Here is a 26,192-nt window from a genome sequence, read left to right on the forward strand (position 1 = left end):
TATGTCATTAACTCGTGAACAACTGGCGATGCGAGTCGCGCAAGAGCTGCAGGACGGTTACTACGTCAATCTGGGTATTGGGATTCCTACGCTGGTGGCCAACTATGTGCCGCAAGGTATGGATGTGATGCTACAGTCGGAAAATGGCTTGTTGGGGATGGGGCCTTTTCCCACCGAAGACGAAGTCGATGCTGATCTGATCAACGCCGGCAAGCAAACCGTGACAACGATTAAGGGCTCCTCCATTTTCTCATCAGCGGAATCCTTTGCCATGATTCGCGGTGGGCATGTAGATTTGACCGTGCTGGGAGCCTTTGAAGTCGATGTCATGGGGAATATCGCCTCGTACATGATCCCGGGCAAACTCATCAAAGGGATGGGCGGTGCCATGGACCTGGTGGCCGGTGCGGACAACATCATCGTCACCATGACCCACGCTTCCAAGCACGGTGAGTCCAAACTCTTGCCCCAGTGTACCCTACCTCTGACGGGCGCAGGCTGTATTAAAAAGGTGGTGACCGACCTGGCGTATGTGGAAATTGCCGAGGGTAAATTTTGGTTGAAAGAGCGGGCGCCGGGGGTCTCTGTGGATGAGATTATCAGGCTCACTGCCGGCGAACTGGTGGTGCCGGAGGTTGTGCCTGAGATGGAGTTTTAATCTGTCGGTTGGGGGACAGGTAAATTGAAGGGTCAGTGAAAGCAGACTGTCTGAGTTAATTTGGTGATAATTTTTATTCTTTGCACGGGGAGCCTTGGGCTCCCTTTTTTTTGGCTGAATGGCCCTCCCCGAGGGGGGTATTTTTCAATAAAACCTGTCGCACCCCCGTCCACCTCACCGTATACTCCCCCCTTGTTTGACGGGGGATAACACGCCATGAAGCGGTATTTCGAGAAGCTTTCCAGAGCCTTGCTGGGGCAGGATTACCAGTACCTGGAGCCATCAGAGCAAAAGATCATTGACAGTATTGCCGGGCATACGACGGTCTCGGAGAATGTGAATGCCGCCTTTGGTGGGAGCCTGACGGCTGGGCAAAATCTGGCAGATGCAGTTGCCAGGTTTGGCGGCTCCTGGACCTTCATCGGGCTGTTTGTTGCGCTCATTGCGTTCTGGATCTGTATTAACAGTTATTGGTTGATAGCCGGACGTGCGTTTGACCCCTATCCCTACATTCTTCTGAATCTGGGGTTATCAACCTTGGCGGCATTCCAGGCGCCCATTATCATGATGTCGCAGAACCGCCAGGCGGCCAAAGACCGAATAAAGCAGGATGCTGCTTACGAGATTAATTTAAAACTGGAGCTTGATCTCATGCGGCTGCACGACAAAATTGATGCGATGCAACAGGGATTGGCAAAGAACGAGGACAAAAATAGATGAAGTTTATCATTGTGGCGATGTTACTGATTGCGTATCTGGTGAGCCTGAGCTTTTTGACCAGCGCCATTAGCCGCATTGGCAGTCGCAAGTCGGTCAATGTTTACCGCGTTGAATACATACGGAAAACCCTGAAAATGGGCGTCACGGTCTTTTTTGTGATTGTCCTGTTCCTGTTGTTGGGTATTGAATATTCCCAGCTGTCGGTGTTCCTGTCGTCGGTCTTTGCGGTCATCGGTGTGGCGTTATTTGCCCAATGGTCAATACTGAGCAACATGACGGCAAGCCTGGTCATTTTCTTTTTCTTTCCCTATCGGGTGGGGGATGAGGTGAAAGTCGTGGATAAAGATGATGATATTTCCGGCCGGATTGAAGAAATTTCACTGTTCCATGTCATGATACGGCGCAATCAAGAGTTGATTACCTACCCAAATAATTTAATTTTGCAAAAAGCGGTGATTAAAAACCCTCAGCCGGTGGCCGCCAATAGCGAAACAGATCTGCAAAATCAGCCCATTTGAGTCTCTCTGTGAGGGCTCAGTTAACGTTACATAACAGACACAAGTCGTACGTCAAAAAATTGAGGAACAACCCTTGACGCGTATAAATGAAAAAAGAGTTATCGGCAGTGAAGAATGGTGTGCCTTCCCGGAATTGGGTATCCCCGCTATCAAGGCCCGGGTAGATTCCGGCGCGAAAACTTCGTCGATCCATGCGTTTAACATTCAGACCTTTAGACGCAGTGGGACACTCTGGGTGACTTTTGAAGTACACCCGATTCAGAATAATCGCCATATTGTGATTCGCTGTGAGCGACCGGTTATTGATAAACGCACCGTGAAAAGCTCCAGTGGTGAGGCCGAAACGCGCTATGTGGTGAGTGCGCCAATGAAGCTCGGTGACGAGCTTTGGGATGTGGAGTTGACCCTTTCCAATCGCGACAGTATGGGCTTTCGCATGTTGTTGGGCCGCGAGGCGATGATCGATCGGTTGATTGTGGACCCGGCCGGGGTGTGCACCTTAGGTGAAGTGACGAAGGGTGAAATTCACGGTTTCTACGGCACTCGCCAGGCCAAAAAGAGCGGGCTTAAAATTGCTTTGCTGGCCAGTAATGAGTTGCTTTACAGCAATCAACGTTTGCTGGAGGCCGGCGAAGAGCGCGGGCATGATATGGAGTTCTTGAACGTGACCCAGTGTTATATGAAACTGGATGCGGTGGAGCCGGATGCGCATTATCGTGGCGGAAAACTGCTTAATGATCTGGACGCGGTGATTACCCGCATCAAGCCCAGCGTCACTTTTTACGGGACAGCTTTGGCCCGTCAGTTTGAAAGCATGGGTATTTACACCACCAACACCTCAGCCGCGATTACTCAATCGCGTGACAAGTTATTTGCTCTGCAGTTAATGCTTAAAAATGGTATCAACATCCCCACAACCGGCTTTGCCAATTCGCCGATGGATACCAGCGAGCTGATTGATATGGTCGGCGGAGCCCCGCTGATCGTCAAGCTACTGGAAGGCACTCAGGGGCGGGGTGTGGTGCTGGCTGAAACGCGCAAGGCGGCGGAGAGTGTGATCAATGCGTTTAAAACGTTGCAGGCAAATTTGCTGGTACAGAAATTCATTAAAGAAGCCGATGGCAAGGACCTGCGCTGTTTTGTGATTAATGGCAAAGTGGTGGCTTCTATTGAGCGCAAGGCGGCTCCGGGAGAATTTCGGGCCAACTTACATCAGGGCGGCTCGGCGGCGGTGGTCAAAATTACGGCCGATGAGAAAGCGCTGGCGGTGAAAGCGGCAAAAATTCTGGGGCTTCAGGTTGCCGGTGTGGACATCATTCGCTCTTCCGCTGGCCCGCTGTTGCTGGAAGTGAATTCCTCCCCGGGGCTGGAGGGTATTGAATCGGCGACGGGTAAAGACATCGCTGGCATGATCATTTCGTCCATCGAGAAAAAACTCCACTGGAAGCGAGATCTGCCGAAAGAAGAGTGACGGTCAGAAAGCGCTGCCCATGGCGTATGGTTGCTGTCGCAGCCCTGTGATCTCAAACAGCCCGCATCCCGCGGGCTGTTTTTTTATGCGCCATGTCCATTTGTGACGCAACCCGTGCGAGACTATACTCCAGTGATACTGAACGTGATTGTGGACCTGTTCTTTGTGGATTTGTTTTTTGTGGAATTGTAGTCTGTAGCACCGGCGGTTTGTAGAAGCGGGTGCTTGCCGGTAAGCACCCGCTTCATTTCTGGCTGGGGGCTGGCAGCGCAAGGTTGTTGGTCTGCGCAGTGCCAACAAACAGCGCACGCTCTCACGCGCTACAGAACCGCTACAGACACCGTATCGCCCCGGCATAAGGAGGTCTTGTACAGCATGAGCGGCCCAGAGACCCTGCATTACCAGACGGGGTTTGGTAATGAACATGAAACGGAAGCCGCACAAGGGGCTTTGCCGCAGGGGCGTTTCAATCCTCAAAAAGCGCCCTATGGGCTGTACGCCGAACAGTTCAGCAGTACGGCGTTTACGGCACCCCGCCACCTAAATCGCCGCACCTGGACTTACCGTATTCGACCTTCCGTGGTGATGGGCGATTACGAGCCCTATCGCACAGAGCAGCCGGGTTTAATCTGTACCGGACCTTTGCATGACAGTCCGCCGCCGCCCAATTCGCTGCGCTGGGATCCTTTCCCCATCCCGGAAGAGCCCCAGGACTTTATTGATGGCTGGATAACGTTGGCCGTGAACGGTGATGCTCGACTGCAAGTGGGCATTGGGGTTCATATTTATTGTGCCAATAGCAATATGGACCAGCGGTTTTTCTACAACGCCGATGGGGAGCTGCTGATTGTCCCCCAGCAGGGGGCGCTGCTGGCGCTGACCGAAATGGGTCGGCTTTATGTGACCCCGGGTGAAATACTGGTGATCCCCCGTGGCGTAAAGTTTCAAATTGAGTTGCCGGAGGGAACAGCCCGCGGCTACATTTGTGAAAATTATGGCGCGCCTTTGGAGTTGCCGGAAAGAGGGCCTGTCGGGGCCAACGGCTTTGCCAACAACCGGGACTTTTGCTACCCCACCGCCTGGTATGAAGACAAAGATGGCAGCTTTTTGCTGGTGACCAAATTCGCCGGTGTACTTTATCAGGCCACTCTGGAGCATTCACCGCTGGACGTTGTCGCCTGGGTCGGCAACTCGGCGCCGTACAAATACGATCTGGCCCGCTTCAATACCATCAACACCGTGAGCTATGATCATCCCGACCCTTCCATTTTTACGGTCTTGACCTCGCCGTCAGACCGACCCGGTACGGCAAACCTGGATTTTGTGATTTTTCCGCCGCGCTGGATGGTGGCTGAAGATACGTTCCGCCCGCCCTGGTTTCACCGCAATGTCATGAGCGAGTGTATGGGGTTGATTCAGGGCGTCTATGATGCCAAAGAAGCGGGGTTTGAGCCCGGAGGCCTGAGTGTGCATAACTGTATGTCGCCTCACGGTCCGGAAGCGGAGGTGTTTGAAAAAGCCTCTGCCGCGGTGCTGGCGCCGGAGCGGTATAAAAACTCCCTGGCCTTTATGTTTGAGTCTCGCTATATGCTGGCCACAACGCCGTTTGGGCTGGGAGCTTTGAAGCGTCAGAAGGATTACGTAACCTGTTGGAAAGGATTAAAGAAGCACTTTAGTCTTCCGCCACAAGGGGCATGAGCGGCATTCCTTCATGAGAATGCCGGTAAGTTTCACACACTAAAGGCTTGAGTGTTATGACCGATCTTAATGAAACTCACGACCCGACGTTAAGCAGCTGGGTGGACTCTGCCAATGGAGCGGAGACCGATTTCCCCATTCAGAATTTACCTTTTGCCGCTTTTCGCATGGCCGGCAGTGATGAATATTTTCGGGGCGGTGTCGCTATCGGCGATTTTATTGTGGACCTGGCCGCTGTCGCCAGTCAGGGGATTTTCAACGGTTTGGCCCAGGATGCCGTAAACGCATGCGCCCATGAAGACCTGAATGAGTTTATGGCCATGGGTAAGCCGGCCTGGTCGGCGTTGCGGCTGTCGTTGTCCAAAGCCTTGCGAACCGGTTCGGGAGATCAGTTTACGTTATCAAGCTGTCTGGTTGCGCAGGCAGACGCCGAATTCAAAGTGCCCTGTCTGATTCATGACTACACGGATTTTTACAGCTCGATTCACCATGCGACGGCAGTGGGCAAACAGTTTCGGCCGGATAATCCGTTGCTGCCTAACTATCAATGGGTACCCATTGGTTATCATGGTCGAGCGTCGAGCATTGGGGTTTCCGGGCAGCAATTTTCACGTCCACTGGGACAGCTTAAAGCCCCTGACGCTGATGTGCCCGTGTTGGGCCCCTCTCGCCGACTGGACTATGAAGTGGAAGTGGGCATTTACATCGGGTTGGGGAATGAGCTGGGCGAACCGGTCAGTATGGTTGAGGCCGAGGATTATGTATTTGGCCTGTGCCTGTTTAACGACTGGTCGGCGCGGGATATTCAGGCGTGGGAGTATCAGCCGTTGGGGCCGTTTCTGGCAAAAAGTTTTGCTTCAACGGTGTCTCCATGGATTGTCACTACTGAGGCTTTGGCGCCTTTTCGGGTGCCGTTTACACGGCCCGAAAATCATCCGCAGCCACTGCCGTATTTAACCTCAGATGCCAATTCTGCAGAGGGCTCGTTCGATGTCTCGTTGAGCTGCTTGTTGCGCACCGCCGGCTCGGACATTGAAAATCCGCTGTCTCGTTCCAGTTTCAAATACTCTTACTGGACCGTTGCCCAGATGGTTGCGCATCACACCATTAATGGTTGTAACTTACAGGCTGGAGATTTGTTTGGCAGTGGCACTCAATCCGGTCCTGAACCGCAAGAGGCAGGTTCTTTGCTGGAGTTAACACAGGGCGGCAAGCACCCGATAACACTGGCTAACGGTGAAACGCGCACGTTTGTGGAGGACGGTGATACCGTCATTATGCGCGGCTATTGCGAAAAGCCGGGAGCAAAACGCATTGGCTTTGGTGAGGTCACCAGTACGGTGTTGCCGGTCCGGTGGAGCCCGCGCAGCGGTTCGGTGCACTAGAATGAATGGCCATTGACGGCAGTCGGTTTGTTTCTCGGTTTTTCATGGTGGATGTTTGTTGAGTGGTTGGCCGTGCCTTGTTTCGTGAATGAGGACCGAGCGGCCTGCCGCGTTGTTGAGTTAAATGATGCAACGGCAACCATTCAGTCATATTTCGATTTGAGATAAACACAGGGGAATTTACGTGCAGCTCTACAGTTATTTTCGTTCATCGGCGGCTTATCGCATCCGCATCGCCTTAAACCTGAAGCAGTTAGATTATCAATCGCAAGCCATTAATCTGTTGGGGGGCGAGCACAAAAGCCCGGAGTATTTGGCGATCAATCCTCAGGGGCTGGTGCCGAGCCTGAAGACGGATTCTGGGTTGGTGTTGACACAAACTCCGGCCATCCTCGAGTGGCTTGAAGAAAATTACCCCCAGCCAGCGCTGTTGCCAAGCGATACCGGCGGCCGAGCCAGGGTACGCAGCTGGTGTTATCAAATTGCCTGCGACATTCATCCAATTTGTAATCTGCGGGTGATTAATTATGTTTCCAATGAGCTTGGTGGCGGCGAAGCCGGGAAGTTGGCGTGGCTGCATCATTGGATAACTGAAGGGTTTAAAACGCTTGAGCAGCAGCTCGCCTCAAAACCCAGGGGACCCTACTGTTACGGTGAGCAAGTCACCCTGGCGGATGTGTTTTTGATCCCGCAAGTGTTCAATGCGCTGCGCTTTAATCTGGACATGTCGGTATTTCCAGTCATTATGGAAATTTATGATTCGTGCAACCGTTTGAATGCTTTTATGGAGGCAGTGCCGGAACGACAGGCTGACAGCGCCTGATGTAAACTGCCAGGGCGCAGTGAATCGAATGCAACAGGCTGGGAGTGAAGCGTGCTGAGGCTTACAGGACGGTCAGTAACGAGAGTGCGAGACGGTGCGTCGGCAGAGTTGAATGTGTGTTGGGTAAGGTTGTAAAAATAGCAAGCGCAGAAGCAGACCTCGACAGCGGTTTACTGCCCCTGGGCTGCGTGTTCAGGAGCGGGCCGTTGTCAGGAGCGCGTGTTGCTCCAGATCAACGAGCCCGCTGAACCCGGGATGAATTACTTGGTCATCTCATCCATTTTGTCTTCGGCGTCATCCATCGCGTCTTCGGTGGCGTCAGCCGCATCGTCAACGGCATCGCCGGTCGCATCCATCGCGTCTTCAGTCGCATCCGAGATGTCATCAGCCATGTCTTCCGCAGCATCCATTGCGTCGTCGGCCATTTCTTCGGCTTTGTCCATGGCATCAGCGGCAGCGTCCTGGGTGGCTTCTGACATTTCATGAGTTTTTTCTTTGGCGCTGTCGAGCGCATTGCCGGTTTCTTTTTGTGCGCTGTCATCACTACAGGCAGCCAGTAAACCGGTCAATAAAATTACAGAGGCGGCAGTCTTTAACATGTTCATAGATGTGTTCCTTTCCTTTTGATGTTAAACGAACGTGACGTTCAAGTGCTTAAAAACTCAGTGTTATTATCATCAGGCTCATGTCGCAGTCGGACGTTTATGCTGTCTGGACAAGCATCGCTGACTGGACGGGCAGCGCTGAAAAAAGTACCGTTGAATTTTTACGGTTGCTTGAGTCTACCCCCCTTTCGTGACTATAGGAACCCCTGTCGTTCACACTCTGTTGGAAACGGGGTGTGGTTCTCATGAGGTTTGATTATTAGTCGACTGGTCTGTTAGCGTTAATATTTATAAACAATGCGTTTCCAAAACGGCGCTTCATTGCGATTCACACGCGTCAAACATCGTCTGATACTGACCAGATCGCGAATGACAAGCCTTGTTCCGTCAGGCCGTCGTTGTCGGCACGTGAACCGACGGCATCGTGTTGCTTGAGATGCGTGTTGGGTTACGTCCAATAATAGCTTACTGACTGTGAATCTATAAACTTACTGGCTATGAATCTATAAATTTACTGACTATGAATCGATAAGCTTACTGACTATGAATCTGATGCATTCATCCCTCACAGGAGTATGGCATGGTACTTTTAAAAATCCTGGGAATTCTTTTTCTTGCTCTGCTGATCGCAATCCCTCTGCTTGAGCGATTCGGCAAAGAACAGAGTCCAGAGCAGACCCAGGCGATGAGCCGCTGGATTTTGCCGCTGGTGATGTTGCTGGCTTTGCTGCAGTTGATTTTTTACCTGATTGGCCCGTAGCTCGTTTGTCGGGTGAGCGGGATGGTTGTTGATCACAGGGTTTGCTCTCGCGGTGGCTGGCCAACCTTGTCCCAGGTGCGCTCTTTCATGGGGGTGACCTCTAAGTAGCACATAGTAGCGCGTAAGTAGCACATGGTAACGCGCGGATGGGGACAGCAGTGCACGGGTGGAAAAAAGACAGATTTGCCCCACTTAATGGCGATTGTTGCCATGGGGAGAGTTTGCCGGGCTGTGGTATTCTAGGCGGCATTTAGCCTGAGGTGCCGTCTGAGAGAATGGCACCCCAAAAGAGACCAAAGAGGCCAGTTGATGAAGTTTCAAGTGATTCCTGTCACCCCTTACCAGCAAAACTGCACCCTGATGTGGTGTGAAGAAACCAAAAAAGCCGCCGTGGTTGATCCTGGCGGTGATCTGGATCGCATTGAACAGGCCGTTGCCCAGCAAGGTGTTGAACTGGAAAAAATTCTGGTGACTCACGCCCATCTCGATCACGTCGGTGGTGTCGCGGCTTTGGCAAAAAAGCTGAATCTCCCCATTGAGGGGCCTCATAAAGAGGATCAATTCTGGATTGATATGTTGCCGCAACAGTCACAGATGATGAACTTTCCGCTGGCCGATGTGTTTGAGCCAACCCGCTGGCTGGAGGGTGGGGAAGAGGTTACGGTGGGTAAGCAGACCATTGAAGTGCGTTTTTGTCCGGGGCACACCCCGGGCCATGTGATTTTTTTTCACCGGCCCAGCAAGCTGGCGATTGTCGGTGATGTGTTGTTTCAGGGGTCGATTGGCCGGACCGATTTTCCCCGAGGTGATTATGACACTTTAATTCATTCCATCCAGTCGCAGCTTTGGCCATTGGGCGATGAGGTGCAATTTATCCCTGGTCACGGCCCTATGTCCACCTTTGGGCATGAGCGTCAAACCAACCCGTTTGTCGCGGACAAAAATCTGCAACAGTAATCATCAAGTGAAGACCTATTCATGAGCAAAAGTATCTGGCTGCACGAGCCAAACCTGGAAGAGTTAAACAGCTATAACGACAAGACCATTCACGGGGTATTGGGGATCGAAATCACTGAAATCGGCCCGGATTATATGCGTGGTACCCTGCCGGCTAAAACCGAAACGTTTCAGCCCATGGGGCTGATTCACGGCGGTGCCAATGTGGTGCTGGCGGAATCCTTGGGCAGTATTGCCTCTAACCTGATCGTCGATCAAACGCAATTTTATTGCGTCGGGCAGGAGGTGAACGCGAACCACATTCGCGGTGTGCGTGAAGGCGTGGTCACCGGAACGGCCCATTTGCTTCACGCTGGCCGAACGTCCCACGTCTGGGAGATAAAAATCGAAAACGAGGCGGGTAAATTAACCTGTGTGTCACGACTGACGATGGCTGTTGTTAAGCACAGCTAATGATATGAACGCAATCTGAGGAGCAGGCCATGAGCTGGACTGTGTATCTGTCGGGTGAAATTCACACCGACTGGCGAGAACAAATTGAACAGGGGGTCAAGGCCGCCGGGCTGGACGTGAGCTTTACCTCGGCCGTCACCCATCACGACGCCAGCGACGCTGCGGGTGATCATTTGAGGGACAACGACAACAGCTTTTGGCGCGATCATCAGTCGTCCAAGGTGAATTTGATCCGCACCAAAACCCTGATTGAGAAAGCCGACCTGGTGGTGGTGCGATTTGGGGATAAATACAAGCAGTGGAACGCCGCGTTTGATGCCGGCTACTGCGCGGCGCTGGGCAAACCTTATGTCACTTTGCACGACGATTCGATCATTCACCCGTTGAAAGAAGTGGATGCGCAGGCGCTGGCCTGGGCACAGACACCGTCACAAGTGGTGGACATCCTCAAGTATGTGGTTGCAGCATAACTCTAGTTTCTAGTTTCTAGTTTCTAGTTTCTAGTTTCTAGTTTCTAGTTTCCACCCCAGGGTGCTCTCTCTTGCTTCGCAATTCACCTTGTAGCGTCTAGTTTCTAGAGGCGAGTTACGAACTACGGGAATGCTGTGACCCAGGTGTCAGGGTTGCGCAGGAGCTGGTGGCGGACGCGCGGCTGTGCTCTGCGGCCAGGATCAGCAGGCCTGTGGTGGCCACGGCGAGGGTCAACCCCCGGGCCAGGGTGATCCAGCGGCTTGTGCGGCGGCGACCGCTGAGGTTGTAGGCGTAGTGGTCCTTGAGAATACGGTGTTTGGGGATGCGGGGTTGATCAAAGCACATGGGAGCTCCTGGGGGGGTTGTCATTGTTTAAGGCTTGACGGGTATTTAATCGCGCAAAAGTGATGCCCTGCGATGCCAATCGGGCAGAGTGCTGAGCAAATATGATCAATTGTGGCAGCGGGCTGCGCGGGGAGGCTTTTTCTGTACAATAAGCCTCACGCTGAACAACTGGGACCGAATGTGCTATGGCTCGTAAAATTGCCATTGTTGAAGATGAACGTGCGATTGCGGAAAACTACCGCGACGCACTGACCCGTCAAGGCTACGCCGTTGAGCTGTATAGTGAGCGCTTACCGGCGCTGGAGGCCTTTCGTCAGCGCCTGCCTGATTTGGCCATTATTGATGTGGGGCTGGGGGAAGAAATCGAGGGCGGGTTTGACCTGTGTCGTGAGCTGCGGGCTATGGCGCCCGAGCTGCCGATCATTTTTCTCACCGCTCGCGATAGCGAGTTTGATGTGGTCTCCGGTCTGCGACTGGGGGCCGATGATTACCTGACCAAGGACATCAGTCAGCCGCACATGCTGGCTCGCATTGTCGCGCTTTTCCGGCGGGTTGATGCCCTGCGGCAACCACTGCCGCAACCCGAAGAAGATGTCGTGGAGCGGGGGCCATTGGTACTGAATATGGATCGCATGGCCGCCTACTGGAATGGCCAGCGGCTGGACTTGACCGTGACCGAACTGTGGGTGGTGCACTCACTGGCGAAGAACCCGGGTCACGTGAAAAATCGTCAGCAATTGATGGATGCCGCGAACGTTGTTCTGGATGACAACACCATCACGTCTCATGTTAAACGTATCCGCAAAAAATTCCTGCAGGTGGACGGTGACTTTCATTGCATTGAAACCGCCTACGGGATGGGTTATCGCTGGTTGTCGAACTGATGGCTGTGGCAGGTGAGCTGAAATCGCTGGTTGTTAGATGGGCGTCTCGGTTGGCGGTGCCGGACCCGGTTGTCGCGATGTGCGCTCAGGGAGACTGTCCGGTGGTCTCATCCGGTCGCCGGCAAGGACTCTGATTCGATGCGTTTACGTCGCCAATTGGTGTTGGTCAGCCTGCTCACGCTGAGTTTGCCCTGGGCCGGTTGCCAGTACATCCAGGAGATGGAAGGTGCCCTGCGCCAAGGTCAGGTGGTGGCGTTGAGTGCTACGGCTCAGGCGGTGGCCAGTCGACTTGCCAGTGAGCCTGCGTTGCGGGCTCAGCTTGAAGATGAGCGCTGGCGTGAGAGCGCCAGGGATCAGTTATACGTTCACAGCATCACGCTGCCGATGCAGTTGGATGGCTACGACGACGACTGGCGCTCCCTTGAGATAGCCGCTTCGGCATATTCCTTTGAGGGCGTGCCGCCTGACACATTGCCGCAAACTGTCGTGCCACAGTCCGCACCCTCGCCCGCCTCACCCTCGCCGATCAATCTGTCGCTGCAGGTCGCCAAAAAGGCTGGCTTTTTGTGGCTCTTTGCCCGAGTGGAAGATCGGCATATTCGCTATCACAACCCCAGTACCGGGCAGTTAGCCAGCGGTGATCACTTGCGTTTGCGCACGCAATTAAACAGCGGCGCTGTGCGTGATTATGTGATTCGCAGTGGCGCACCGGGGGAGGTCTCGGCCTTTTATCGCGAGGAGCCATCAGCTTCTCGACAGCAGCCATCAGCTTCTCGACAGCAGCCATCAGCCTCCCGACAGCCGTCACCAGCTTACCGCGAAACGCCATCAAGAGCTGACCACCTTACCGCGGCTCGCCAGGAACATCGCATTGAGGGCGTCTGGCAGGAGCATGCCCAGGGGTTTCAGTTAGAATTAAAGCTGCCTTTATCGCTGCTTGGGCGGCATTTGGGGGTGGCTCTGGTGGATGTCGGGGAGCCGCCTAAAGTGGCGTCTACGGATGGCCTTTGGGGGCTCTACGATAACCTCAACCGTCAGCCCGCCCGCGCGCCGGAGCGCTGGTTGGGGAATATACAAGCCAACACGCCCGCGCCCTATTGGAGCAGTTTGAATGATGACCTGGAGGCGGCTGTCAGGGTCTTTGCCAGGGATAACCTGCGCCTGCGGGTGGTGAGTTCGAATCAGTGGCTCCTGGCCAGCGCGGGCTCACTGCAGCCGCCGCCATCCGGCCCCGGCGAACAGCATGGTTTGCTCACCTGGATTTATCGACTGGCACTGGGGCGAGAACAGCTGCCCGTCATGCAGGAGGCAGACGGTAGCGGACAATTGCTGTCGGCGGAAATACTCCGGGCTCAGCAGGGGCACAAAGCCAATGGTTGGTATCAGTGGGGGGCTCAGCGCGTCGGGCAGGCGGCAGTGCCAGTGTTGAGCGCTGACGATTCCCGCGCAACAGTGTCCGATTCCGGGGCAGGGCGAGAGGCCGGGACGCCGGCGGCAACCCTGGCTGTGGTGACGGCCGAACAGAGCAGTGACACGGTGATGGCCCTGACCAATACGGCCTTTAACCGGTTGTTTTTTTACACTCTGCTGGCGACGGGGGTGACCGGTGTGGGGCTGATCTCGTACGCCAGCTGGCTGTCGTTTCGGATTCGCCGTCTCAGTCGGGCGGCGGCGGAGGCGGTGGACGACAATGGGCGTATTCGCGATTGTTTCCCCCAGTCCCGGGCGCTGGATGAAGTGGGGGACCTGACTCGCAGTTACGGTGATCTGCTGGCGCGGTTGCGCGAATACACCGATTATCTTCGCACCCTGTCGAGCAAACTGTCTCATGAGCTCAGAACCCCGTTGGCGGTGGTGCGTTCTTCGCTCGATAACCTGGAGCATGAGGCCATTCCCGAGACCGCCCGTACTTTTTCACAGCGGGCGCAACACGGCAGTGCCCGGCTCTCCCAGATTCTGAACGCCATGAGTTCGGCCAGTCGGGTCGAAGAAAGCATTCAGCATGCCGACACGGAAGACTTTTCACTGTCAGAATTGGTCTCCGCCGTTGGCGCCGCCTATGCTGATGTGATTCAGGGTCGCCATGTGAAGGTGTTGCTGAAAGCCTCTGCCCGTGATGCGCGGATGATCGGCTCCCCGGATCTGCTGGTACAAATGCTGGATAAGCTGGTGGATAACGCTGCCGATTTTTGTCCGCCGGGAGGCGACATTGTCTTACAGCTGGAGGGCGCCGAAGCATGCTGGGTGTTAACCGTCAGCAATGATGGCCCTTTGTTGCCGGAGCGCATGCAGGGGCAGCTGTTTGATTCTCTGGTGTCGCTGCGATCAGCGGAATACGACGATGATCAAACTCACCTGGGGTTAGGGTTGCACATTGTGCGCTTGATCGTTGAATTTCACGGTGGTGAGGTCGTGGCCAGAAATCGGGCCGACTTGAGCGGGGTGGATTTTCACATTCAGTTGCCCCGCAAGAACGTGTGCTGAACCAACCATGGCGGGCGCAATGACCGTGCGTATCATTGCAACACGCCATCACAGGTAAACGAATTTTTAACATGAGGGTTATATGAGTCAGCCACTGATCGTTGATTATTACACCGACATACTGTGTGTCTGGGCGTGGATCGCACAACGCCGAATTGAGGAGCTGAATAAAACCTTGAGTGAGAAAATCGACTTGCGCTTCCATTATGTGGATGTGTTTGGCGATGTGGCAACGAAGATGGCGGTTCAGTGGGGCGCACGCGGGGGGTACGAGGGCTTTGCCGAGCACGTTAAAGCATCCGCAGCGGCCTTTGATGACGCGCCGGTGCACCCGGCCATCTGGTCGCAGGATCGCCCGGCAACGTCGGCCAATGCACACCTGGTGTTGAAGGCGATTCAACTGGCTGTGGGGTGCTCGGCCAGTGTGGCGTCTGCTTTACTGTTACGCAAAGAGTTTTTTGTCAATGCGAAGAACATTGCGGATCTGACGGTGCTGGCTCAAATCGTGGCGGAGCAAGGCCTTGATTGGAACGCCGTGCAATCCAAACTGGATGACGGTTCGGCGATGGCGGCGTTGATGGGCGATTACCAAAAAGCTAAACAGCAGGGTATTCATGGCAGCCCATCCTATGTTCTGGATGGTGGCAGGCAGGTGTTGTACGGCAATGTGGGCTATCGGGTGATCCTGGCAAATATTGAACAATTGCTAAAAAATCCGACGGATGAAGCCAGCTGGTGTTGATTTTCCAAAAGCCTAAACAGGCCAAAACAATAGTGGCTGTGCCATTCGCTACTGACAGAAAGCTGTCCGGTGAATGTTGATTATAACGAAAGCTACTTAAAGTGTATGGGCTAAACCGGGTTGTTTAATAAGATCCGCGGAGGAATGACTATGTCGAACAACAGTAATGCCGGGATCAATAAAAATGATGCCGGGTCGGGATTGTTTCTGGGCTTTTTTATTTTTCTGGGGCTGTCGGTGTTGGGTTACTTACTGGCGAGTGCGGCCATTGATTATAAACTCTATGAACGTACGGTGACGGTCAAGGGATTGTCAGAGCGGGAGTTTTCCGCAGACGTTGTCATTTGGCCAATTCAATTCAATGTGGCCAGTAATGATTTAACCGAGCTCTACCGCGAGCTGGATCGGCAGGCCTCGGAGATTAAAATTTTTTTGATGGCCAATGGTATTGGTGAGGGTGACATCAGCCAGGACTTGCCGTCCATTACCGATAAGTCAGCCCAGCAATACAACAGCAATGAGCGTGCTGCGTTTCGTTATACCGCGACGCAAACCGTGACTGTTTATTCCCGTCAGATTGATACTGCCCGCTCGGTGATGTCGTCGTTGTCGCAGTTGGGCAAGCAGGGGATTGTGTTTGTGGGCAACAATTATAGTTCGCAAACGGAATACCTGTTTACGCGATTGAATGAAATCAAACCCGAAATGGTCGAAGAGGCAACTCGTAAAGCCCGGGAAGTGGCTGAAAAATTTGCCGCGGATTCACAGAGTTCCCTGGGGAAAATCAAGCGAGCGTCACAGGGGCAGTTCAGTATTGCGGCCAGGGACAAGAATAATCCGCACGTTAAACGGGTGAGGGTGGTCTCTACGGTGGAATATTATTTGTCTGATTAACACAAGCCCTGAGCGGCGCAAAGGCCCGGATATGACCTTTGAGCCAATTACTTCAGCGACAGGATGCCTTTCCGATCGCTCTGAAACATGTTCACGGCGCTGCGCGGATGCTGTGATATCACAAGAGAGGACAACTCATGACTGAAATCAAGACGGCACTAGTCTCCGTCAACATTAACAACCACGTTGCCGATGTGCGCCTGAATCGTGCCGAGAAAATGAACGCACTCAATATCCCCATGTTTGAAGCCATCCGTGATGTGGGTAAACAACTGGCCGCCGACAAGAGCATTCGTGCGGTGGTATTGTCCGGCGAGGGACGAGGTTTTTGCGCGGGACTGGATTTGGCAAACTTCACAGATCCGGAGGTGTTTGCTGATCCCTTTGGCCCCGGGCGAGGTGGATTTTATCCCAATTTTTATCAGCTGCCCGGTTATGCCTGGAAAGCCATTCCGGTACCCGTGATCTGCGCTTTGCACGGTGTGGCTTATGGTGGTGGGCTTCAGATTGCCCTGGGTGCGGACATCCGTATTGCTCATCCGGAGGCCAAATTGTCCGTGATGGAAATCAAGTGGGGATTGATTCCCGATATGTCCGCGTCACAAACGTTACGAGACCTGGTGCGGCTGGATGTGGCGAAAGAACTGACCTTCACGGGACGGGTGGTGACAGGGCAGGAGGCGGTGCAGCTGGGGCTGGTGACGTCGCTCAGTGACGACCCTCGCGAGGCCGCCCTGGCCATGGCGGCCGAAATAGCCCGTCGTAACCCCAATGCCATTGCCTATGGTAAGTACCTGTTAAACAATACTCGCCATGGTGATGATCTGGAGGGATTGAGGGTGGAAGAGCGCCTGCAGGCAAAAATTCTGAAAAGCCCCAATCAGATCGAATCTGTCATGTCCGAGATGGAGGGGCGTGAAGGCCAATTCAGTGACCGTGAATTCACCGCTTTTGACGATATAGTGCTCGATTGACCGGTGGCTGACGGCCGCTTGGGCCATGCGGTGGCCCCGGGTGCGTCAAAATCCCGGGGATCCGGCCGCGACCACCCGTGTTAATCCACCAGGTGCACGCTCAGATACTCCAGCAAGCGCACCGCTTCATGCCGCGAGAACTTGGCGTTTTTGAGCGTATTGTTGTTCAGATTGATGTCGTAATTGATGGCGTCGGTAAAGTCGGCTGCGGTCAGGTTGGTGTTGCCAAACAGACTGTTTGTCAGGTCCGTGCCGGTCAAGCTCGCGCCGCTCAGGTCGGCCTCGCGAAAGTCCACATCGTGGGCCCGGCACTCTTCCATAACGATGCGGCTTTGATTGAGACCGTAAAAGGACGATGAGTTCAGCAGGCAGCGTTGAAAGGCAAACGGGGAGCCGGGTGTAAAACCGCGCCAGTAGGCTTTTGACCAGTCAATCGCCAGGGCTTTGCAGTCGCTGAAGCGGATGTCCATGAACTTGCTGTTGTTCACGGTCAGTAGATTCAGATTGCAGTGGCTGAAGGTACAGTCGGTAAATTCACACTGCTGGAAGGACGCGTCGCTGAAGTCGCAGGCATCGAAGTGACAGTGATCAAATTCTTTGCCGGTGATCTGTTTTCCGGAACAATTCAGCTGGGTAAATGTCTCAGCGTGAATGACGGTTTCGGCGCTATCGATGTCGATCATACTAGGTTCACCGCTCGAGGGGTCAAAGAGGGGGGCTACTTTACCGATTGGCGGGGCAGAATGCCAAGGCTATGCTATATATCCACAGCGACACGGTATATCCACGGTTACAGCATATCCACAACTGCCCATATCCACAGCTACAGCCCATAAATACGGCCGTCTGTGAGCGTTTCGGCGAGGCTATTGAATAAATTGGATGACGATTAACGCGTAGATGATGTCCTGAATTGGCACTTGTTTCATCGTTCTGGAATCCAGCCCACTGTTTAGCGCTTCAGCCCGTGTTAAGTTTGGGGTGTCGACAATTCCATCATGCCGGGAGGCAATCTGTGAAGTTTGTAATAAGTCTGGTACTGCTCCTATCGTTGTTTTCACCCTGGGTCAGCGCTGACAATTTTAGTATTCACTACGTGGCAACCGTGGACCCAGCGTCGGGGCTGGCTCATGTTGAAATCAAGCTGCAAGGGCAGAAGTTGCCCAGCAAGTTAACATTGATGACCGACCCCGACCGTCATACATCGTTTGCCAGCGAGCAACCGCTGGAGATAACGGGCAATAAGGCGGTTTGGCGGCCACAGGAGCCCGCGTCCAGTTTAAAATACGAATTTGTGATTGATGAGAAGAAGGGCAAGAAACGCTATGACTCGAAAGTCACTGACGACTGGGCCATTTTGCGCAGCGATAAATTGATTCCCCCCATTGCGGCCACCATGCCTCGCAGCTTGTCCTCCGACGCCGAGTTGCACCTGCAATTGCCGAAGGGCTGGTCTTCGGCGGCCCCTTACGACAGTGAAATCAAAAACGAATATTTGCTGGTGGACCCAGGGCGTCGATTTAAGCGCCCCAAGGGGTGGTTGATGCTGGGTAAAATGACCAGCCGTAAAGATGACATTGCGGACACCACCGTGCGCATTGCCAGCCCCAAGGGGCTCAATACCCGCTTGCAGGACGCGCTCGCGTTTATCGGCTGGACGCTGCCGGATCTCAAAAAAATCTTTCCGGACTTCCCGCCCCAATTGTTGATCGTCACGGCGGATGATCCCATGTGGCGTGGCGGTTTGTCGGGCTGGCGATCGCTCTTCATGCACAGCGATCGGCCGCTCATCAGCGGCAATCGCACCAGTAGCCTGATTCACGAGTTGGTGCACGTGGGCACCGGGATCCGAGGTGATGAGCACAGTGACTGGATCGTGGAGGGCATAGCCGAGTTTTACGCGGTGGAGATACTGCACCGCACGGGCGGCATCAGCGAAACCCGGTTCCAGGAAACGATGGCCGAGCTGGCTGAGTGGGGCACACAGTCCGAGGAGTTGCTGACGGCAAGCTCGTCCGGAGCCACCACCGCTCGGGCTGCGGTCATCATGCATGAGGTGGATCAGGAAATTCGCAAGGCAAGCGGTGGCAAAGCGAGTATTGACGATGTGGCGACGGCACTGGCCAAGCAGCGAGGAACGGTGACTGTAAAAGAGTTTGTGAGCCTGGCGGAGAAAACTGCCGGTCGGTCGCTGCAATCCCTGCAATCGGTTAAAGATCAGCTGGCTGAAGAAAAGCCATTGGCTAAAGAGCAACGGGAGGCAAAGCCACCGGCCCAAGAAGGGACAAAAAAAGCCGTGAAAAGGGAGGCGAAAGACAAGGACTGATGGTCGCTTGAGGGTTTTATTGGGCTGCCGGCAAGGTCGCGAGGTCAGCCGGTCTGCTATTTAATGATATGACATTATCGCGGGCTGAAGCCATTGCCTGGGGCCAAAGGTTCGTCAAGCTCGAAGTGACTGCAATTCCTGCCATACGGCATCGGCTTCCAGCACACTCATTTTTCCCCAGCAGCGGTGCATGTACTGGCGGCACATCTCTACCAGGGTATCGCGCTCACTCCGCTGCCACTGATGAAAACACCAGGGCTCGGTCACGGGCAGCTCTTCGTTACTGGCCTGATTGTAGTGGGCGGTGAGCTGCTGGCCATTTTCCAGCTCGATGTTGAGAGCGGCCATGCCGTATTCATCCCCTTCGTAGAAAGCCATGCGTGCCAGCGCTTCGCTATTGGGGGACAGCAGAACTTCACCCTGCACCAGACCGCCGGGCTGGGGTACCAGTATCGGAAAGGTTTCACCGGGGTAGGTCAGGGTTCTGTGGTCGCGGGCAACGGCCGGTCGCACCTGGCCGGGAGAGACGGTATCTGCGAATACGTGACGCCGGATTTCGGTGTCCATTAGCGAGCCGTAAAGAAAGATTGCCTGCACGGTGAGATCCTGTGAGGGGAAAATCGGAGGGGCATTATAGGGAAGTTGACCGAGATGTGAATGGTTAATTTCTGCCGCTGGCGATGGGGCTGATGACGCCGCGGTGGCTGTTCACATTGCGCTGGCCTGTGGTGAAGTTTTCAGTGACAGAATGTGGCTCAAGGCTGGTACTATCTGCATCAGCCGGTCGTTGGGCCGTGTCACGGCGTGGCCGGTGGAGTCGTCTATAATCACATTTATTCGGACAGGGAAAGCTGATTTCAAGACCATGTGACTGACCCATTAGCGCTCGAGGGATAAGCCTTGTTGTGATGCTCTTTATCTCCATATCTCCATATCTCCATCTCCCGACCGGTCAGAGGGCGGCTGGGAGGAGACGGACGGAGCGTGCCGTTGGCTGAGACTTCCGTCTGATGCATTAACTGGGTCAAATGGTCGAGTGCGGCTATATTTGAGTCGTTTGGTTGAAATGTACTGGGAAGGAATGCATGGGTCGCGCCACGTTAGGGTTGTTTTTAGTGTGCTTTGCTGTCGCGGCAGCAGCGAAACTCGAGGTAAAAATCGAACCTTCCCACAAAGAGGTGAAAGAGAACATTCAGGCCTTTGTCGGGGCCGTGGAGCCAGCCAATCAAGCTGAGCTGACACGGCTTGCAAAACACGTTGATGAGCAAGCCAGCCGGGCCGCACAGGCGCTCGGCTATTATCACTCGACGAATCACATCGAATTTGCCGGTACGGATGACAAGCCGGTGATCAAGCTTAAAGTCGTTCTCGGGCCTCCGGTTACCTTGCGACACGTCAATATCGAGATCGACGGTCCCGGCCAGGGCACTGACGCGTTTACCCTGCCTGAAACCACTCAGCTAGCCACCGGGATGATATTAAATCACGGCACTTACGAAGACCTCAAAACCCTGATTCAGCACCAGGCGTTAGCGTATGGCTATTTCTCCGGCACCTTCTTGCAAAAGCAATTGTTGGTCGATGTGGAGCACAACAAAGCCGACATTAACCTTACATACCAAACAGGGCCAAGGTATCGACTGGGTGAGGTAGCCTTCACTGACACCGTGTTTAATGCCGATTTGTTAAACAGCCTGGTGCCGTTCAAGAGCGGGGATTTCTACACCTCCGACCGGATTGCTGCCTTTAACCGAGCCCTGCTGGCCAGCGGGTATTTCATGAGCGTCAAGGTAACCCCGCAACCGGATCTGGCGGTGGATAATGTCATTCCCATACAGGTGGCTCTGGTCGAGCGTGACCCTCACTCTCTGGGGTTTGGCGGTGGCTATTCCACCGATGTGGGCCCTCGTGCGAAAGCCACCTGGGACCAGCATTGGCTGAATGCGGAGGGCGACAGTCGCGGTGCGGCCATGGAACTTTCCACTGTGCGGCAACAGCTCAGTACCTATTACAAGACGCTTCTGGAGAAATCCTATGCCGATGATCTGCGTTATTTTGCCGGCTTGCAGTTCGAAGACATTGATGAAATTGAAACGGAAAGTGTGGTGGTGGGGGCAGAGCTGTACAAGCGCCTGGAGAGCAACTGGGAGCGAACCTACGGACTGCGTCTGGAGCATGACGTGTTTTCACTGGGGCAGGCATCCGGGGAAACGACTCTGCTCATTCCGAGTCTGGCTTTCCATCGCGTCCACACATCCAGTCAGATTGACCCGGCCTGGGGGTACCGCATGCTGGTGGAGTTCGAGGGCGCCAAGGAGGACATCATTTCGTCGGTGGATTTTGCCAGTGTCACCTCCCAGATCAAGGGCCTCTATACCTTCTTTGGCAGGCACCGGGTGTTGGGCCGCTTGAGCCTGGGGGTGGTGGCGACCAACAGCTTTGAAGACATCCCGCCATCGCATCGTTATTTTGCCGGTGGCGATCAGAGTGTGCGGGGCTACGACTATCAGCAGTTATCGCCACGTGACAGTGACGGAGAAAATATAGGTGGTCGCTATCTGCTCGCCGGCAGCCTGGAGTATCAATATCAATTCCTGGATAAATGGCGTGTGGCCGGCTTTATGGACCATGGTAACGCCGTGAACTCCCTCAATGACCCCTTGAAAACCAGTGTCGGGCTGGGCTTGCGCTGGGTCTCGCCGATTGGCTCAATCCGTATTGATGTCGCCAGGTCCCTGTCAGACCCGGACGAGGGTTTTCGCATTCATTTTTCCATGGGGCCCGAGCTTTAATGGCCTTTCGGTTTCAGGAGCGACTGGGGTTTCCGTTAAAGGGACGTCCTTTTGCTGAGCGCCCCTTTCCGGTAAGGGCCCTGCTGATCCTGATTGTGGTGTTGATTCTGATTCCGGTGAGCGTGATTGGCGTGCTGGGCAGTGAATCGGTTAACCGTTGGGCGTTTGCCAAGATCGATGAGGGGCTGGCAAATCTGGAGCTGGATTTTGAGCGTGGCACACTGTGGCGGGGCTGGCACTTTGGTCGGATCGTCTGGAAAAGTGACACGCTGGACGTGCGAGTCGATCGGCTGGAGATGGACTGGTCCCTGTCCTGTCTGTTGAGCCGGCGCCTGTGCGTGGACCGCCTGTACAGTCACAACATCACTGTGATTGCGACGCCGGACGCAGAGGTGGATCCGCAACCGTTGACCTTGCCGGATCTGCGGTTGCCGCTGGGGCTTCAGATGGGCGACGTGCAGGTGGATGAAATCTCCCTCGATGGCGAAACGGTGCTGTTGAGTGAGCTGACGCTGAAAACGGACAGTCCCTATGTGGCGCTGGGCAGCGACAAGGGGCGGGTGTATATCCGCGAGTTCTCCGGTCGGGGAGCGGATGTGAGCTGGCATCTGCAGGGCGACATTCGTACACAGGGCGATTGGCCATTGCACATGACCGGGCAGGTGCAATTACCGGCAGTGGACGAACGGGACTGGTCTCTGGACATTGAGGTGGGTGGCAGTGTGGAGCTGCTGGTGCTGGATGTGGCCAGTCGCGGCTACTTGCAGGGGCGCTTGACGGGCAGGGTGGCGCCTCTGGACAAGGGAATACCGGCGAGTCTGGCCTGGCAAGGCGACAGCTTTCTTGCGTTGAACAGTCTGCCGGAAAGTTTGACCCTCAGACAATGGACGCTGTCAGCCGAAGGCAATCTGGACGAAGGTTTCGCGGTCCGGGCCCATTCGGACATCCGATTGGATGCAGCACGGTTGGATACGGCACAAAGAACACCAGGTCAAAGCGCTGGCGAGCGTGCCTTGCTGGAACTGGAGGGGGTGGTTAGCCCTGCCGGGGCTAAAGATGTCCGCCTGTTGCTGAGCATGGCTAACGCCAGGGACCAAAACCTTCAAGTCACGGGGCATTTTAACTGGCAGGACCCCTGGCAGGCGGAGGCGGTTTTGACGCTGGACAAGTTTCCCTGGCAGAGGCTCTACCCGGTGGACACCGGGACCATCAACCTTGAGACCCTGGATGCCACTGTGCGGCTGCAAGATACCCAGCTGATCGCTGATCTGAGTGCCACGGTCGATGGCGTGGCTGGCCAGCAGGTCGACCTGCTGGCCCATGTACAAGGGGATGAAACCGCCCTGCGGTTAAGCCCCTTGAGCGTGGTTACTGACGCGGGCAGCGCCAGCGGTGAGGTGCTGTTAGGGTTGGCGTCCGGGGTGGAATGGGATGGACAGTTCGAGCTGCAAGATCTCAACCCGGGTATTTTCATTGAGTCGTTACCGGGTCGCTTGAGTGGCCAGGTGGTGAGTCAGGGGCGTCTGCACGACGATAACCTGGAGTTGCAGGGGCAGTGGAACATCACCGGGGAGCTGCGTCAGGCGCCTCTGGCGATCAGTGGCCGGCTGACGAAAACGGCTGAAAGCTGGGCATTGATGGATCTGCTTGCCCGGCAAGGGGAAAACCGGGTCGTGGGCCAGGGCCAGTGGGGGCCGAAGGTTGCGGGGACATTGGAGCTGGAGCTGGCTGATCTGACCTCCTTGTGGCCGGGGTTGACCGGCAACGGCCACGGACAAGTGACGTTGAGCGGATCCGCTAACACCCCGGGGGTTGCGCTGCAGTTGTCCGGTGCAAAGCTCGGTTATAACAAACTGTTGGTGCAACGGCTGGCGGTGTCGGGCAACGTCGATTTCAGTGAGGCTATGCCGGGCCAGTTAAAGCTGACTGCAGAGGGGGTGCACAATGATCGGACCGTGTTGGGCAATCTGCGGGTCGATGCCTCCGGCGACCGGGCCAAACATCAGTTGCAACTGGACGTGACCGAAGGCCTGGTTGGGGGGCATGCACGATTGACCGGTAATCTCCGTGACGACCAGTGGCTGGCACAGCTTGGCGATGGCCGGATCCTTTGGGGTGAGCAGCTATGGCAGATGGAGCAGCCGGCGTCGCTGCGTTATCAGCGGGCGGCCGGAGAGCTGCAATTGGGTAGCCACTGCTGGTTGCAGGCCGCTGCCAGGCTTTGCTTTAACAATACCCAGACGTTGTTGCCTGGGCGCCACATCAATGCCCAGCTCAGCCATTTTGATCTGAAGTCCTTGTCCCAGGGGCACAGCGCGCAATGGCTGCCCGAGGGCGTTAGCTGGGATGCCCTGGTCAACGCCACGCTCCTGATGGAGCAGAAAGCTGGTGCTCAGCCAGAGGCCGAGATCCACGTCACCAGCTCAGAGGGGGTGCTACGGGTGAAGGAGGCGGGCCGGGCTCATAATTTCCCCTATCAATTGATGGATTTCAGCGCCCGGCTGAAAGCACAGCAAGCCCAGGCCCGCTTGCAGGTGAGCAGTGATGTGATAGGCGTGCTGGACATTAACGCGACGATCAGCGATCCCGGCGGAGAACAGGTTGTGTCCGGGAATTACCTGGTTGATCACTTTAAACTGGATTTTTTGCAGGCTTTCCTGCCTGCGAAAACACGCTTTGAGGGTGAGCTAAACGGTCAGGGATCCATCAGCGGCCGGTTGCTCGACCCGGTGGTTGAGGGCCAACTGAACCTGACCGACGGCCATCTCAGTGGCCCCAATTTGCCGGTCAGTATGGATACCCTGTCCGCGACCCTGGCAATAGCCGGTGACAGCGCCCAGGTTGATGGCCAATGGACTTCTGGCACAGCGGGAGTGGGGCGGATCAAGGGGCAGCTGGGGTGGGCACCCTGGGAGCTGGAGCTGACGATTCAAGGTGACGCCTTGCCGGCGACATATCCGCCTTACGCTCAGCTGATGATCAACCCGGACCTGAGCTTGACGCTGCAAGACAATAAACTTCGTATAGCCGGTAGTCTGGCGGTCCCGGAAGGGGATATTACCGTGCGCGAGTTGCAGCCGGAGGCGGTGCAAATATCGCCGGATACGGTCATTGTGGGGCAGGAATCCGCTAACCAAACCCCCTCCCTGGGTATTACTGCCCGAGTGAAATTGATTGTGGGCGATCAGGTTTACCTCTCGGCGTTTGGCCTGAGTGGTCGTTTGAAGGGGCAGCTGGACGTCCGTGAAAATATGACCGCCAACGGCGATCTCAGAATACTGGGCGGGCGTTTCAAGCGTTTCGGGCAGGACCTGAAGCTGCGGCGTGCCATCCTGCTGTTTTCCGGCCCCATCACTAAACCCTATTTGAACGTGGAAGCGGTCCGCGAGGTGGATGAGGTCGTGGCGGGGTTGCGCCTGACCGGCAGTGCTCTGAACCCGGTGTCTGAAGTCTTCTCCGAGCCCTCAATGTCACAGCAGCAGGCGCTGTCATACCTGGTTCTGGGGCGTCCTTTGAGTCAAGGGGACGGTGATAGCGGAGAGGACAGTAATTTAATGGGACAGGCCGCTCTGGCTTTGGGGGTGGCGGGCAGTGCCCCGATCACCAAGAAAATTGCGGCGTCGCTGGGGTTAAAGCATTTTGAGCTGGAAACGGAAGGTGTCGGAGATGAGACGCAGGTGGTGGCCAGTGGAAACATTACTGACAAGCTGAGTTTGCGTTATGGCGTGGGGGTGTTTGAGCCGACCAACCTGATTGCCGTGCGTTACGAGATCTCCCGCCGTCTGTATATTGAAGCCATCAGTGGCTTTGCCAGTTCGCTGGACTTTTTTTATCGAGTGGACTTTTAAAACTGCCTGTAAAAGCTTCAGCAGCGCTCTATGGCGAGTACATCGCCCGTCGGTATAATTTACACCCAACGGTAGCCTTGGTATGATTCGCACCCCGATTGCCAGCAGTCGGGATCTCAGGGCGGGGTGGAAGTCCCCACCGGCGGTAATCGCAACGATGGTTGAACCCTATCGGGTTGTATCTGCATCGATGTGTAGCCCGCGGGCGCCTGTCTGAGCCGTTGGGCTTCGGACAGGGACAGCAGACTCGGTGTGATTCCGGGGCCGACGGTTAGAGTCCGGTTATGAGAGAAAGGTCTACAGCCAATCTGTCTGTCTCCCGTTAGGTGAGATGACAGTGTCTCGGCACCTTATCGCCCCTTATACGATTTGAGACAAGGGCGT

23 protein-coding genes, 1 pseudogene and 1 riboswitch are annotated in these 26,192 nt (G+C 55.0%); of the genes and pseudogenes, 20 read left to right on the forward strand and 4 right to left on the reverse strand.

Annotated elements, in window-relative coordinates; translation table 11 throughout:
- Window position 1: 1 nt before the first annotated feature.
- The 8 genes and pseudogenes from G8770_RS15435 to maiA all read left to right on the forward strand — a co-directional run bounded on the left by G8770_RS15435 (window position 2) and on the right by maiA (window position 7,273).
- Window positions 2–658: a 3-oxoacid CoA-transferase subunit B gene (locus G8770_RS15435; RefSeq protein ID WP_167188711.1), complete on the forward strand. Its 657-nt coding sequence runs from the start codon at window positions 2–4 to the stop codon at window positions 656–658.
- A 216-nt stretch (window positions 659–874) separates the two neighbouring features.
- Window positions 875–1,378 carry a DUF1003 domain-containing protein gene (locus G8770_RS15440; protein ID WP_167188714.1) on the forward strand — a complete coding sequence of 168 codons (504 nt, stop codon included), beginning with the start codon at window positions 875–877 and terminating at the stop codon, window positions 1,376–1,378.
- The gene (locus G8770_RS15445; protein WP_167188717.1) at window positions 1,375–1,896 is read left to right on the forward strand and encodes a mechanosensitive ion channel domain-containing protein; all 522 of its coding nucleotides are present in this window, start codon (window positions 1,375–1,377) and stop codon (window positions 1,894–1,896) included. Before G8770_RS15440 ends, G8770_RS15445 begins: the two co-directional genes overlap by 4 nt.
- A 133-nt stretch (window positions 1,897–2,029) precedes the next feature.
- Window positions 2,030–2,323 (forward strand): annotated as a pseudogene (locus tag G8770_RS24225) (ATP-dependent zinc protease family protein); the annotation flags it as partial.
- Between the two features lie 96 nt (window positions 2,324–2,419).
- Window positions 2,420–3,367 (forward strand): 30S ribosomal protein S6--L-glutamate ligase, encoded by a 948-nt coding sequence (gene rimK, locus G8770_RS24230; RefSeq protein ID WP_341771165.1) that lies wholly within the window; start codon window positions 2,420–2,422, stop codon window positions 3,365–3,367.
- 375 nt (window positions 3,368–3,742) lie between these two features.
- The gene (gene hmgA / locus G8770_RS15455; protein WP_167188722.1) at window positions 3,743–5,065 is read left to right on the forward strand and encodes a homogentisate 1,2-dioxygenase; all 1,323 of its coding nucleotides are present in this window, start codon (window positions 3,743–3,745) and stop codon (window positions 5,063–5,065) included.
- A 56-nt stretch (window positions 5,066–5,121) separates the two neighbouring features.
- Complete coding sequence (fahA, locus tag G8770_RS15460) at window positions 5,122–6,450, forward strand: fumarylacetoacetase (RefSeq protein WP_167188725.1); 1,329 nt, start codon at window positions 5,122–5,124, stop codon at window positions 6,448–6,450.
- Between the two features lie 184 nt (window positions 6,451–6,634).
- Window positions 6,635–7,273 (forward strand): maleylacetoacetate isomerase, encoded by a 639-nt coding sequence (maiA, locus tag G8770_RS15465; protein WP_167188728.1) that lies wholly within the window; start codon window positions 6,635–6,637, stop codon window positions 7,271–7,273.
- Between the two features lie 260 nt (window positions 7,274–7,533).
- Here maiA and G8770_RS15470 read toward each other — a convergent pair whose 3' ends face one another.
- The gene (locus G8770_RS15470) at window positions 7,534–7,878 is read right to left on the reverse strand and encodes a YtxH domain-containing protein (protein WP_167188731.1); all 345 of its coding nucleotides are present in this window, start codon (window positions 7,876–7,878) and stop codon (window positions 7,534–7,536) included.
- A 580-nt stretch (window positions 7,879–8,458) separates the two neighbouring features.
- Here G8770_RS15470 and G8770_RS15475 point away from each other — a divergent pair.
- From G8770_RS15475 to G8770_RS15490, 4 genes are all read left to right on the forward strand, one after another.
- A complete protein-coding gene (locus G8770_RS15475) occupies window positions 8,459–8,638 on the forward strand; it encodes a hypothetical protein (RefSeq protein ID WP_167188734.1) in 180 nt (59 codons plus the stop codon).
- 309 nt (window positions 8,639–8,947) lie between these two features.
- Complete coding sequence (locus G8770_RS15480) at window positions 8,948–9,595, forward strand: MBL fold metallo-hydrolase (protein WP_167188737.1); 648 nt, start codon at window positions 8,948–8,950, stop codon at window positions 9,593–9,595.
- Between the two features lie 21 nt (window positions 9,596–9,616).
- Window positions 9,617–10,048, forward strand: a complete 432-nt coding sequence (locus G8770_RS15485) for a hotdog fold thioesterase (RefSeq protein WP_167188740.1) — start codon at window positions 9,617–9,619, stop codon at window positions 10,046–10,048.
- A 29-nt stretch (window positions 10,049–10,077) separates the two neighbouring features.
- Window positions 10,078–10,518 (forward strand): YtoQ family protein, encoded by a 441-nt coding sequence (locus G8770_RS15490; RefSeq protein WP_167188743.1) that lies wholly within the window; start codon window positions 10,078–10,080, stop codon window positions 10,516–10,518.
- 115 nt (window positions 10,519–10,633) lie between these two features.
- On the opposite strand, the gene G8770_RS15495 is transcribed toward G8770_RS15490, so the two are convergent.
- Complete coding sequence (locus G8770_RS15495) at window positions 10,634–10,864, reverse strand: hypothetical protein (protein ID WP_167188746.1); 231 nt, start codon at window positions 10,862–10,864, stop codon at window positions 10,634–10,636.
- A 185-nt stretch (window positions 10,865–11,049) separates the two neighbouring features.
- Between G8770_RS15495 and pdsR the strand changes: the two genes are divergently transcribed.
- The 5 genes from pdsR (at window position 11,050) to G8770_RS15520 (ending at window position 16,842) form a co-directional block, all read left to right on the forward strand.
- On the forward strand, window positions 11,050–11,748 hold the full coding sequence (pdsR, locus tag G8770_RS15500) for a proteobacterial dedicated sortase system response regulator (RefSeq protein WP_167188749.1): 699 nt from the start codon (window positions 11,050–11,052) through the stop codon (window positions 11,746–11,748).
- A gap of 138 nt (window positions 11,749–11,886) precedes the next feature.
- Window positions 11,887–14,232 (forward strand): ATP-binding protein, encoded by a 2,346-nt coding sequence (locus G8770_RS15505; protein ID WP_167188752.1) that lies wholly within the window; start codon window positions 11,887–11,889, stop codon window positions 14,230–14,232.
- An 82-nt stretch (window positions 14,233–14,314) separates the two neighbouring features.
- Entirely contained in the window at window positions 14,315–14,974 is a 660-nt protein-coding gene (locus G8770_RS15510; protein WP_167188754.1) for a DsbA family oxidoreductase, read from the forward strand.
- A 150-nt stretch (window positions 14,975–15,124) separates the two neighbouring features.
- On the forward strand, window positions 15,125–15,868 hold the full coding sequence (locus G8770_RS15515) for an SIMPL domain-containing protein (protein ID WP_243760527.1): 744 nt from the start codon (window positions 15,125–15,127) through the stop codon (window positions 15,866–15,868).
- Window positions 15,869–16,005: 137 nt separating this feature from the next.
- Complete coding sequence (locus G8770_RS15520) at window positions 16,006–16,842, forward strand: crotonase/enoyl-CoA hydratase family protein (RefSeq protein WP_167188759.1); 837 nt, start codon at window positions 16,006–16,008, stop codon at window positions 16,840–16,842.
- Between the two features lie 80 nt (window positions 16,843–16,922).
- Here the strand turns inward: G8770_RS15520 and G8770_RS15525 are convergent, their stop codons facing one another.
- Window positions 16,923–17,525, reverse strand: coding sequence for a pentapeptide repeat-containing protein (locus tag G8770_RS15525; protein WP_167188762.1), 603 nt, complete (start codon window positions 17,523–17,525; stop codon window positions 16,923–16,925).
- Window positions 17,526–17,857: 332 nt separating this feature from the next.
- On the opposite strand from G8770_RS15525, the gene G8770_RS15530 reads away from it, so the two are divergent.
- Window positions 17,858–19,168, forward strand: coding sequence for a hypothetical protein (locus G8770_RS15530; protein ID WP_208022294.1), 1,311 nt, complete (start codon window positions 17,858–17,860; stop codon window positions 19,166–19,168).
- 114 nt (window positions 19,169–19,282) lie between these two features.
- Here the strand turns inward: G8770_RS15530 and G8770_RS15535 are convergent, their stop codons facing one another.
- The gene (locus G8770_RS15535; RefSeq protein WP_167188765.1) at window positions 19,283–19,765 is read right to left on the reverse strand and encodes a gamma-glutamylcyclotransferase; all 483 of its coding nucleotides are present in this window, start codon (window positions 19,763–19,765) and stop codon (window positions 19,283–19,285) included.
- A 488-nt stretch (window positions 19,766–20,253) separates the two neighbouring features.
- On the opposite strand from G8770_RS15535, the gene G8770_RS15540 reads away from it, so the two are divergent.
- Both G8770_RS15540 and G8770_RS15545 read left to right on the forward strand, forming a co-directional pair.
- Window positions 20,254–21,960 (forward strand): autotransporter assembly complex protein TamA, encoded by a 1,707-nt coding sequence (locus G8770_RS15540; RefSeq protein WP_167188768.1) that lies wholly within the window; start codon window positions 20,254–20,256, stop codon window positions 21,958–21,960.
- Window positions 21,960–25,808 (forward strand): translocation/assembly module TamB domain-containing protein, encoded by a 3,849-nt coding sequence (locus tag G8770_RS15545; RefSeq protein ID WP_167188770.1) that lies wholly within the window; start codon window positions 21,960–21,962, stop codon window positions 25,806–25,808. The genes G8770_RS15540 and G8770_RS15545 overlap by 1 nt, the downstream gene beginning before the upstream one ends.
- Window positions 25,809–25,920: 112 nt before the next feature.
- A riboswitch (FMN riboswitch) is annotated at window positions 25,921–26,102 on the forward strand.
- Window positions 26,103–26,192: the final 90 nt, after the last annotated feature.

Source organism: Pseudomaricurvus hydrocarbonicus (assembly GCF_011602365.1).
GTDB lineage: Bacteria > Pseudomonadota > Gammaproteobacteria > Pseudomonadales > Cellvibrionaceae > Pseudomaricurvus > Pseudomaricurvus hydrocarbonicus.